Genomic DNA, 11,810 nt, shown 5'->3' with positions numbered 1-11,810 from the left:
CGCTATTTTATAGTGTTTGAATGATAGTTTATCTACTTCAAAAGACATTCTTAATAAACTTGTTTAACAGTAATTCATCAGCATTTTTATCGGTGGAATTTTCGATTTCCGAAGTATTTCTACTGAATTAAACATTTACAAACTAAGGCAACTTTTTGCCTCATTATTAAGAAAAATATGAATCGATTATTCCTATTACTTTTTGTATTAACCTTGACCAATTGTTCCAAACAAGAGAAGAATAGCGTTGTTGATACAGAAAAGATATTATCGCAGAATGTAGAAAAAACAAAAGAAACGCTTAAGGTGCTGACGCCAGACCAAGGGTTCGCCAGAAACATACCCAAAAACCAAAAGAACTGGGAGTTGGTAGGTGTTAAAGATTGGTGCAGCGGGTTTTGGCCAGGAGTATTATGGTATTCGTATGAAGCTTCGGGTGATGAAGAATTACGTGAACAAGCAGAAAAATTTACGGCACCACTTAAAAGTATAGCCTATAGTCCTGCAGAAAACCATGATATTGGTTTTATGTTGTATACCAGTTATGGTAATGGGTATAGGTTAACTAATAATGAAGAGTACAAAAATGTGTTGTTGGCTGCGGCAGATACTTTGGCTACACTTTACAATCCTAATGTAGGCTCTATTTTATCGTGGCCGTCTCAGACCCAGTTTAGACATAATACCATTATAGATAATATGATGAATCTTGAACTTTTGTTTTGGGCGGCAAAGAATGGTGGTACAAAAGAATTGTATAATGTAGCCGAAAGTCACGCTTTGGTGACCATGAAAAATTTGGTTAGAAAAGATAGCGCTATCTACCATGTAGGTTCTTTTGATGAAACAACCGGCGAATTTTTAAAAGGACAAACCCATCAAGGATATGCAGACGAGTCTATGTGGGCTAGAGGTCAAGCTTGGGGTATTTATGGTTTTAGTGTTGCCTATAGAGAGACACATAGAAAGGAATTTTTGGAAACAGCTATTAAAGTTTCAGAACACTTTTTAAACAGATTGCCAGAAGACGGTATACCGTATTGGGATTTTGATGATGTAAATATACCCGATGCACCTAAAGATGCTTCGGCAGCTGCTATTGCGGCATGCGGATTATTGGAGTTATCCAAATTTGTTCCTAGTAAAGCACAATCGGAGAAATATGTAAACGCTGCTAGAAAAATGATCAACTTGTTGTCTGAAGCGCCATATTATAGTGGTGATACCAATCAAGCGCTTTTATTACATTCAACGGGGCATTTACCACATGATTCTGAGATAGATGTGCCTATTATTTATGCAGATTACTATTATATGGAAGCATTGCTGAGAATCCAAAAAATGGATAGTGAGGTTACATCTGAATTGGCAAAATCATAAAAGCTTAATATTACTTAAACTTTATGAACTAAATATGGTTGTACTGCAATTTTTCGATTGCTGATATCTTAAATGTGCCAATAGTTCAAGCAATTCATTCTTTAATAAGAATTATATAATCATGAATAAAAAAATACTTTTATGGTCTATAACCGCTGCCTTAGCCGGATTTCTATTTGGCTTTGATGTGGTAGTTATTTCTGGCGCAGATAAAAAATTACAAGGTTTATGGCAATCGTCAGACTCATTTCATGGTTGGGTGGTAATGGGTATGGCTTTATGGGGAACTGTAATAGGTGCCATTTTTGGTGACAAACCAACCAATAGTTATGGTAGAAAAAATACCCTAATAGTTATTGGTGTATTATTTGCATTCTCTGCCATTGGTTCTGCTTTGGCAAACGACCCCTATATTTTTGCATTTTTTAGATTTATTGGTGGTATTGGGGTAGGTGCTTCTACCATAGCTGCACCTGCGTATATATCTGAAATTGCTCCGGCAAATGAACGGGGTAAATTAGTTGCAATGTACCAGTTCAATATTGTATTTGGAATACTGATTGCCTTTTTATCCAACTACCTGTTAAGTGGTAGTGGCGAAAATGACTGGCGATGGATGTTGGGTGTTGAAGCTATACCGGCTATTTTGTACATATTGTTCGCCATGAAATTGCCAAAGAGTCCAAGATGGTTATTGTCAAAATCTAGGTTAGAGGAAGCAAAAGAGGTGTTGGCAATAATTAATCCTACTATTGACGTCGATGAGCAGTTAAAAGCTATCGAAGGAGCCGATGAAAAGCCAGATGCTTCAGAAACCATTTTTATCAAAAAATACCGTTTTCCGCTCACTTTAGCATTTTTAATAGCCTTTTTCAATCAATTTTCGGGCATAAATGCCTTTTTATACTATGCACCAAGAATTTTTGAAGAAGCAGGTTTAGGTGAAAGTACTGCATTGTTGAGTAGCGTAGGTATCGGTATTACAAATTTGGTCTTTACGCTCTTGGGTGTATTTTTAATAGACAAATTAGGTAGAAAAACGCTAATGTATTTTGGTTCCGTAGGTTATATCGTTTCGTTGAGTTTGGTTGCCATGGCGTTTTTTCTCAACTGGACAGGTATGGCTGTACCTATATTTTTATTCCTTTTTATAGCGGCACATGCTGTTGGGCAAGGAGCCGTAATTTGGGTGTTTATTTCAGAGATTTTTCCCAATCATTTAAGGGCTTCGGGTCAGTCTTTCGGTAGTGCAACGCATTGGGTATTGGCGGCATTGATTCCTTCATTAATTCCGTATTTGTTCAGTCACCCTGCAATTGGTGCGGGAGTAGTGTTTTTATTCTTCGCTGCTATGATGGTTTTACAATTATTATTTGTTGCTTTCATGATGCCTGAAACTAAGGGTAAAGCGTTAGAGGAACTACAGAAAATACTATTAAAACAAAAACAATAATGGACATGGGAAAAAAAACTTGCTATTTGCTAGTGTTGATTTTTCATTTAAGCTTTGTGTTGTTAGCGTCAAATGTAGATACATTGATCGTTCATAGTAAGGCAATGAACAAGGACATTAAAAATGTAGTCATCACACCAGATGGTTACGAGAAAAATACTGAATCATTTAGTACGGTTTACTTATTACATGGTGCCGGTGGTGATCATAAGGCTTGGCTAAAAGTTGCTCCAAAATTAAAAGCATATGCAGACCAGTACAATATAATTATTGTTTGCCCAAATGGTCATGTTAAAAGTTGGTATTTAGATAGTCCTATAGACCCATCATTTAAATACGAGACTTATGTTTCAAAAGAATTGGTGTCGGCTGTTGATGATAAATATAGAACAATAAAAAATGCGAAAGCCAGGGCTATCACCGGATATAGTATGGGTGGACATGGTGCCCTTTATCTTGCTTTTAAAAACTTTGATGTTTGGGGTGTAGCAGCAAGTATGAGTGGTGGTGTTGATATTAGACCTTATGCCTTAAAATGGGGAATTCCAGATCGTTTGGGCAGTTTTGCCGAGTATCCGGAGCATTGGGAAAAGAATAGTGTGGTTAACCTCGTTCATTTAATAAGTAATAAAGAATTAACTTTTCAAGTTGATTGTGGTACAGGAGATTTCTTTTATGCAGATAATAAAAGATTACACGAAAAATTATTAGAGCGAAAGATTCCTCATGAGTATGTAGAACGTCCGGGAAAACATAATCCGGAGTATTGGCGAAATTCAATTAAATATCAATTATTGTTTTTTACTGATTTTTTCAAGAGCAATGAAACAAATAACTAATGCCGAGACACTCAACTTATAAAATATCTTTATGCACGCTTTTGCTATTTGTACTGACCCTGTCTTGCTCCAACGTGTCTGAATATTCCATTGCATCCCCAAATGGAAAAAATGTATTCACCGTGTTTCCAGATTATTCTAAAGATCATTCCAAAGGGTTAAGTTTTGATTTGAGGTATGAAGGTGAACCCGTTTTACTTCCTTCAACATTGGAATTAATTACCGATGAACTTGACTTCAAAGGAGATTGGTCGATATTACGGGTTGATGAGCAAAATGTTCAAAGTAGTTGGACCACAAAATTTGGCGAATTAAGCGAAGTACCGGATAACTATCAAGAAATAAAAATCCATTTACAAAAAGGGAATTCTCTTATAAATATCATCGCTAGGGCTTATGATGAAGGTGTCGCGTTTTCTTATGAAATTCCTGAACAGGCTAATATTGATATGTTAGAACTCGATGAGAAAATTCATTATAATTTTGATAAAGACCATATGCTATGGTCTACACCAAAGCGAGAGAAAGGAGTGCTAACGGCACAGGGCGAGTATAAAAAAATACCAATGTCACAATTAGAAACGGGAATAGAAAGACCCTTGCTAATTGAAATTAAAGAAAATTTGAAAATTGCCCTTGCAGAGGCAAATTTGGTAGATTATGCACGTTTAAGTTATTCTAAAAATACCAGTTCAGATAACAGTATTATGTCTTCTTTAGATGGTAAAATGGAAGAGGGAGTTCAAGATACCATTACAGGCGCATTAATTTCTGAACGTAAGAACGATGTTTTTAAGGTGAAACGAAAACTACCATTTCAATCGCCTTGGCGCGTAATAATGATGGCGGAAAATGAGGGTGAATTATTAGAGCATAATTACATCATTCAAAATTTAAATGAACCAAGCAAATTAAAGGATGATTCTTGGGTAACACCCGGTAAGGCACTACGCGAAGCAACCTTAACGACAGAAGGTGGCATGGTAGCCATTGATTTTGTTGTGGATCATAATATGCAATATGTACTGTTCGATGCTGGTTGGTACGGTAATGAAATGTATGAAGCTTCTGACGCCACTACCATTACTTTAGACCCTAAGCGATCAAAAGGTCCGTTTGATATTGAGGCGATTACGAGCTATGCAAAAGAAAAAGGGATCGGTATTATTTTATACGTCAATAGAAGGGCATTGGAGAAACAATTAGACGAAATTTTGCCACTTTATAAGAAGTGGGGAATTGCGGGTATAAAGTTTGGCTTTGTACGGGTCGGTGATCAAGAAGCTACTGCCTGGTTGCATAGTGCCATAAAAAAGGCCTCTGATTACGGATTTATTGTTGATGTTCATGATGAGTATAGACCTACCGGTTTTTCAAGAACATATCCTAATTTATTGACACAAGAAGGCATAGAAGGTGATGAGGAAAGTCCAACCAATGAACAGACACTGAACACCATGTTTACAAGAATGTTGGCAGGAGCAGCGGACAATACGGTTTGCTATTATAATAGCAGAGTTAATAAAATGGGCTCGCATGCATCTCAGTTGGCAAAAACAGTTTGTCTATTTAGTCCGCTGCAACTGCTTTATTGGTATGACAAGCCTGCTTCTTCTTTAGAGAAAAATGACGGACTTTGGGGAGATACCAAACACATTGGCAATGAACCCGAACTTGAGTTTTTTGATGCCGTACCTACTACTTGGGATGATACCAAGGTATTACATGCTAAAATAGGGGAAATAGGTGTTATCGCGCGAAGAAAAGGTTCGGAATGGTTTGTAGGTGGTATCAATGGCAATTCCGCGCAGCAATTACAATTAGATTTTAGTTTTCTAAATGAGGAAGAAACGTATACGGCAAAATTGTATACGGATGATGAAACGGTTGAAAGTCGTACCAAAGTGAAAATTGAGGCAATACAGATAACGAATAGTAATACTAGAGAAATTGCATTGAAACCCAATAACGGTTTTACCATGCATATAGTTCCGACAAGCGAAATTAAGAAATGAGATTCTGTGAAACGAACATTTTTAAATGCCTGATTATAACAATAACGTACATTGTTATCGCTGGTAATGCTATGGTTTTTGGTCAAGAAAACTTACACCCTAGAATATATGTAACAGATCAGGACAGAGCCGTTTTCTTAAAAACGATTGAGAATATTTCTTGGAAAAAGGAATTGATTACGAAGAAGAAAGAACGTTTACAAAAGTACATCGAGTTTTGGAAAAATGATAAGGAATGGCTGGTATCAAGGCTACAAATGAACTGGAAAACAAAGCATGACAAGGTCTATTTAAGTGGTGGTGAATTTTCTCATTCAGAAGGTAAAGCTCCTGTACCAACAGTCCGGTTTTCAGGTACAAGAGATTGGGCTACAGACTACAAAACGCCATCGTTAGAAAGTGTATCGCCCTATGCAGATGACAGTAGAGGACTATTTTTAGAACATAAAAAAACAGGTAAAAAGGAATGGGTGGCACCTAAAGAATCTGGTCATATTATAGAAGGTATTAACCGTAAGATCATGTCTTTAGTACAAGATGCAGCCTTTTTATATTGGGTAACAGGCGATAAGGTCTATGCAGATTTTGCTACTCCCGTTTTTACAACTTATATAGAAGGCATGTATTATAGAGATGCGCCTGTAGATTTGTTGAATTCTAATCAGCAGTTTCTTTCTGGTCTTGCCACTTTTGAGGTTATTCATGAAAAAGTATTGATCAATCTCATTACTACGTATGACTTTTTGTTTGATCATTTAAAGACTCAAAAAGTAAATTTATCTCATGTTGAGGCGGTTTTTCAAAAATGGGGAGATCAGATTATAAAAAATGGTGTGCCCAATAATAATTGGAATCTTTTTCAAGCAAGATTTTTAACTTATGTAGCCTTGATATTAGAGCCAAATAGAAATTATAAAAACGGGAAGGGTAGGGAGTACTATTTAGATCATACTTTCAATACATCTACCGATAGGCAAATTTCCATAAAAGAATCTTTGTTGGTCTATGATCAACAGAACGGTGTGTGGCCTGAGTCCGCCTCATACTCGGTTCACGTAATAACAACACTTCTAAATATTATCACACTACTTGATAATTTCACCGACGCAAATGAATTATCGAATTTTCCGATTGTGGAAAAAGCCGCTTTGGCATCCTTTCAATACTTGTTTCCTTCTGGGCATACCATTGGTTTTGGCGATTCGGCGCACAAAAAATTACCTGCTGAAAATTTTGAGCTATTGATTACAAATTATCAGAAGTACGGTCAAGCAGAGAAACTGAAAATGATATCTGGTTTACTTAATGATATGATTGTTGAGGGTGATTACAATAGAGAAGCAAAAGATTTGTTCCAATTGTTTTTTTATGTGGATGAAGTAGCGTTCAATACGGTAGACGACAATTCTGAAAATGAACTGGTCTCTCCGACATTTTATGCACCTAATGTTAGTTGGTTCAACCAAAGGTTGGGCAGTGATGCAAATGCCATGATGGTAGCGACAACGGGATCTTACGGCAATCATGCCCATACCAATGGCATAGCTATAGAATTGTTTGCCAAAGGTTATGTGCTTGCACCAGATATGGGTAAGGGGTCAAGTTATTGGCATAACGATCACACGGAATATTATTCTAGAATGCCAGCTCATAACACGGTGGTTGTAAATGGTATTTCAGATTACGAACCCATGCGTAGCCATCACCCGTTTAACTTGGTAAATAGCTTCCCGAAGTCTGGTGAAAATTCAATTTTTAATAAGGTTACTTTTTCTAATGTTTCTTTTGTGGAGCCAAAGACTAATGCTCAACAATTACGGTTTACATCCTTAATAAAAGGACCTACAGGAGCAGGTTATATGGTAGATATTTTTAGATCTAGAAAACAGGGCAATAGTACCCAAAGGCATGATTATTTTTATCATAACCTAGGATTTGAATTAAAGCTAAGCACTGCGGACGGACTCTTAAAATTGCAAGAGACCAATGATTTAGGAAGCCATCAAGGTGATTTAAAGGCTTATGACTATCTCACTAAAAAAAAGAAGGGAACTATAGCAGATGAGGTAAAAGCAAATTTCAGTTATCAATCGGAAGGAGTTTCATCAGATTTAATGGAAGTTTGGATTAAGGGTAGTGCCAATCAATCTCTTTATTCGGTATTGTCGCCAAAATCTAAAGCAACTACAAAAGGTACTTCACCAAAGGAATTATTGAATAAGCCTGTGCCCACTTTAATCGTACAGCGAAATGCTGAAGCATGGGAGAATCCGTTTGCCTTGGTTTTTAATCCGTTAGGTACAGATGAAAACAATCTTATATCAAATGTAGATTTTTCTCAGTTCGGCGATAAGAAGGCTACTCAGCTGATTGAAGTGAAATTTAAAGATGATGCTACACAAGATAATATTGTACTAAATGAGCATGAAAGTGCTATTGTAGATCAAGACGGCTTGTATCAAAAAGGTCTATTGTCAATAACAAGAAGCGAAAAGAACAACCCTAAGCCATCTTTTGTTTTTCTATCAGGAATGTACAAGTTTGAGCAAGACAACTGGGGCGTACAAGCTTCGGGTGAACCCGTAACTATATCTTTTGAGATAAATGAAGATGTAATTACTGTACAAAACGATCAACCAGTAGTATTAAATATTCCCAAACCGGAGGAAGGTAAAGAGGCTATATTACATATCTATGAGAATAATAAATTAATAGCTTCAAGAAAAGGACTTAGAAGTTGGACGAACGATCAGCAGTTGGAATTCAGATTGTCAAAAGGGTATTCGAAAGTGCTGATTAAAATTCAAATTAGTACAGATGAAGAATAGGCAACAATATTTAGGCATAAGAAAGGTGATGCTCATGTTCTGCGCATTATCTACTGTAATAGGTTTTGCTCAAAACAACTGGAGTACTTCAATACCTGGTAAAGAGCTCAAAGAATTGGTATATAAAGTGGTGGATGGAGATACCTTAAAGATGCAAATGTATTCTCCAGATAATTGGACGTCAGCCAAAAACTATCCAACAATCATTTTCTTTTTCGGCGGCGGATGGAACGGTGGAAGTTTAGATCAATTTAGAGACCAGGCAGGGTATTTTGCTTCGAGAGGAATGGTAACGGTATTGGCAGATTATAGAGTTAAAAGCAGACACGGTACCACACCGTACGAATCTGTTAAAGATGCAAAATCTGCCGTTCGGTTTTTAAAGGAAAATGCGAGTAAATTACAAATAGACTTCACTAAAATGGTAGTATCAGGGGGATCTGCAGGTGGTCATTTAGCCGCCGCAGTTGCTGTATTGCCAGGGGTTAATGAAACTACTGATAATTTAGATATAGATACTAAGGTAGGCGCAGTAATTTTATATAATGCCGTAGTGGATAATGGTCCCGGTACCGGTGGTTTTCAGCACGAAAGAATGGGAGATAACTGGTTAACTATTTCTCCCATACATCATATTGAAAAAGGCGCACCGCCAACATTGCTGTTTTTGGGTGATCAAGACAAGATAATTCCGGTTTCTGTGGCACATGAGTACAAATCGAAAATGGAAGCGGTAGGCAGTACATGTAATGTTTTTATATATGAAGGTCAAGGTCATGGTTTTTTTAATCGAAAAAAGAACACTGATGAATATTACAGAAAAACTACAATCGAAGCAGATAAGTTTTTGAATGCTTTAGGTTATATCACAGGATATCCAACAATTGAATAATATAGAATTTATGAGAAAATATGGTCTATTGGTTATGATTTTAAGTCTGATGTTTTCATGCACATCAGAACATAAAACGATGGATTTATATGTAGATGCAAACGCACAAATTGATGGTGACGGTGGCAAGGGAAGTCCCTTCACTACGATTTTAAATGCCATAGCAAAAGCAAAAGAATTAAGAAAAGAATCCGAAAATGCTCAAATAACGATCAACTTATTAGAAGGGGACTACTATTTAAAACAACCAATAGTTATAGATACCTCTTTGAACGGATTATCAATTGTTGGTTCAGACGCCTCAAAAGTAGTCGTTAAGGGGTCAAGACAGCTACAGCCAAATTGGCAAAAATTCGATGAGCATATTTACGTGACCACGGTACCCGATAATTTAAATTTTGATCAGTTGGTAATTAATGACACTCCCCAAATATTAGCCAGATATCCAAATTACGATGAGAAAGGAGGCTATTGGCAGGGGCACGCTTCAGATGCTATTAGTAAAGAAAGAGTAGCATCTTGGAAAAATCCCGTTGGAGCCTATTTTCATGTATTGCATGGTGGTCGCTGGGGCGGCTTCCATTATAAAATTACAGGGCTCAACGACGATGGTACTCCAAAATTAGAAGGTGGTCATCAAAATAATAGACCATCAAGACCACATGAAGAATATCGTATGGTTGAAAATGTTTTTGAAGAGTTAGATGCACCGGGCGAATGGTTTTTAGATCAAAAGACATCTAAGCTGTATTTTTATCCTACGGCAGATATGCAGTTAGAAAATGCAAAGGTTGAGGTTGCTGCCCTAAAGAGTCTGTTTCAAGTTGTTGGTACGTTAGAAAATCCTGTAAAAGATGTTATAATTTCGAACATCAGCTTAAAACATACCAAACGTACGTTCATGGAAGAATACGAGCCATTACTGCGAAGCGACTGGACCATCTATAGAGGCGGAGTAGTTTTCTTTGAAGGCACAGAAAACTGTAGCATACAAGAAAGCATAATTAAAGATTTGGGAGGCAACGCTATATTGGCAAGTAAGTACAATTACAATTTAAAAATAGCAGAAAACCATATTTATAATTGTGGTGCCAGTGCCGTTAGTTTCATAGGTGATCCATCTTCAGTACGGTCTCCTGCATTTCAATATGGAGAAATCGTTCCGTATTCAGAGATGGATACCTTACCTGGTCCAAAAAATGAACTATACCCAAGAAATAGCCTTGTAGCCAATAATTTAATTCACCATATTGGTAGAACGGAAAAGCAAACAGCGGGTGTGCAAATTGCCATGGCAATGGATATCACCATACGTTCCAACAGTATTTATGATGTTCCTAGAGCAGGTATTAACATTGGCGATGGTACTTGGGGCGGGCATTTAATAGAAAAAAACGATGTATTCAATACCGTATTGGAAACCAGTGATCATGGATCTTTCAATTCTTGGGGTCGTGATCGTTTTTGGCACCCCAATCGAAAAGTTATGGATAGTATGACCTTAGAGCACCCAAAAATGTATACTTGGGATGCTGTTAAAACCACTACCATACGCCAAAATAGATTTAGATGTGACCATGGTTGGGATATTGATTTGGACGATGGCTCTTCTAATTATCATATCTACGATAATCTTTGTTTAAATAACGGCATTAAATTACGAGAAGGCTTTGAGCGCGTTGTAGAGAATAATATTCTAGTAAATAACTCATTGCACCCACATGTATGGTTTGCCAATAGTTTAGATGTTTTCAAACATAATATCGTTGCCAAGGCCTACCAAGATGTGGGATTAAAAGGTTGGGGAGAAGATTTAGATTATAATCTTTTTTCAAATGAAGAAAGTATGATGAAATCTCAAATTTATAGTAGGGATATACATAGTGTTTATGGAGACCCCAAATTTAAAGATCCATCAAAATTGGATTTTACGGTCATGAACGATTCTTTAATTTCGGCAATAGATTTCAAAAACTTTCCTATGGATGAATTTGGTGTTCAGGTACCGGCATTAAAGCGAATAGCAGAAACTCCGGAAGTACCTGTTCTTAATGCCGAGAATGCATCAGAAGAAAAGAAGAGCCCTACTGTAGAATGGCTTCGCAATAGCTTAAAAAGTGTAGATTCTGAACAAGAGCAATCTGCCTACGGACTAAATTCCGCCGCAGGGGTAATTGTATTAGGGGTATGGAATAAGAGTCCCGCAGTACAGAATAACGGACTTAAAAAAGGGGATGTGATCATAGCCGTAGAGGGGCAACCGATCACAACGGTAAAAGACTTTTTTACCATGAACCAAAACCTTCAAAACAAAGGAAAATTAAATGTTGTGGTCATGCGCAATCAATCGGAGAAAAAACTAACAATTCAAACTAAATAATAATCAATACAGTAAACAATAAC

At 36.9% G+C, this 11,810-nt stretch carries 7 protein-coding genes; all 7 read left to right on the top strand.

The features are described 5' to 3' along the window. The first annotated feature begins 177 nt into the window (after positions 1–177). Positions 178–1,380: a glycoside hydrolase family 88 protein gene (locus EXIGUO8A_RS01410; protein WP_159301667.1), complete on the top strand. Its 1,203-nt coding sequence runs from the start codon at positions 178–180 to the stop codon at positions 1,378–1,380. A 121-nt stretch (positions 1,381–1,501) separates the two neighbouring features. Further along, on the top strand, positions 1,502–2,833 hold the full coding sequence (locus EXIGUO8A_RS01405; RefSeq protein WP_159301666.1) for a sugar porter family MFS transporter: 1,332 nt from the start codon (positions 1,502–1,504) through the stop codon (positions 2,831–2,833). 5 nt (positions 2,834–2,838) lie between these two features. Then, a complete protein-coding gene (locus tag EXIGUO8A_RS01400; RefSeq protein ID WP_159301665.1) occupies positions 2,839–3,672 on the top strand; it encodes an alpha/beta hydrolase in 834 nt (277 codons plus the stop codon). Beyond that, the gene (locus EXIGUO8A_RS01395; protein WP_159301664.1) at positions 3,672–5,687 is read left to right on the top strand and encodes a glycoside hydrolase family 97 protein; all 2,016 of its coding nucleotides are present in this window, start codon (positions 3,672–3,674) and stop codon (positions 5,685–5,687) included. The genes EXIGUO8A_RS01400 and EXIGUO8A_RS01395 overlap by 1 nt, the downstream gene beginning before the upstream one ends. Continuing rightward, positions 5,684–8,515 (top strand): heparinase II/III domain-containing protein, encoded by a 2,832-nt coding sequence (locus tag EXIGUO8A_RS01390; protein ID WP_201304097.1) that lies wholly within the window; start codon positions 5,684–5,686, stop codon positions 8,513–8,515. Before EXIGUO8A_RS01395 ends, EXIGUO8A_RS01390 begins: the two co-directional genes overlap by 4 nt. Beyond that, positions 8,505–9,407: an alpha/beta hydrolase gene (locus EXIGUO8A_RS01385; RefSeq protein ID WP_236564409.1), complete on the top strand. Its 903-nt coding sequence runs from the start codon at positions 8,505–8,507 to the stop codon at positions 9,405–9,407. The genes EXIGUO8A_RS01390 and EXIGUO8A_RS01385 overlap by 11 nt, the downstream gene beginning before the upstream one ends. Positions 9,408–9,486: 79 nt before the next feature. Next, positions 9,487–11,787: a PDZ domain-containing protein gene (locus EXIGUO8A_RS01380; protein WP_201304096.1), complete on the top strand. Its 2,301-nt coding sequence runs from the start codon at positions 9,487–9,489 to the stop codon at positions 11,785–11,787. Positions 11,788–11,810: the final 23 nt, after the last annotated feature.

It is taken from the genome of Maribacter litoralis (assembly GCF_902506355.1).
Taxonomy (GTDB): Bacteria; Bacteroidota; Bacteroidia; order Flavobacteriales; family Flavobacteriaceae; genus Maribacter; species Maribacter litoralis.
Note: the sequence above shows the minus strand (reverse complement) of the source record. Positions and strands in the feature narration are given on the sequence as shown.

Coding starts and splice junctions, on each gene's coding strand:
- EXIGUO8A_RS01410 (WP_159301667.1), top strand. CDS start 178: ATGAATCGATTATTCCTATTACTTTTTGTATTAACCTTGACCAATTGT.
- EXIGUO8A_RS01405 (WP_159301666.1), top strand. CDS start 1,502: ATGAATAAAAAAATACTTTTATGGTCTATAACCGCTGCCTTAGCCGGA.
- EXIGUO8A_RS01400 (WP_159301665.1), top strand. CDS start 2,839: ATGGGAAAAAAAACTTGCTATTTGCTAGTGTTGATTTTTCATTTAAGC.
- EXIGUO8A_RS01395 (WP_159301664.1), top strand. CDS start 3,672: ATGCCGAGACACTCAACTTATAAAATATCTTTATGCACGCTTTTGCTA.
- EXIGUO8A_RS01390 (WP_201304097.1), top strand. CDS start 5,684: ATGAGATTCTGTGAAACGAACATTTTTAAATGCCTGATTATAACAATA.
- EXIGUO8A_RS01385 (WP_236564409.1), top strand. CDS start 8,505: ATGAAGAATAGGCAACAATATTTAGGCATAAGAAAGGTGATGCTCATG.
- EXIGUO8A_RS01380 (WP_201304096.1), top strand. CDS start 9,487: ATGGATTTATATGTAGATGCAAACGCACAAATTGATGGTGACGGTGGC.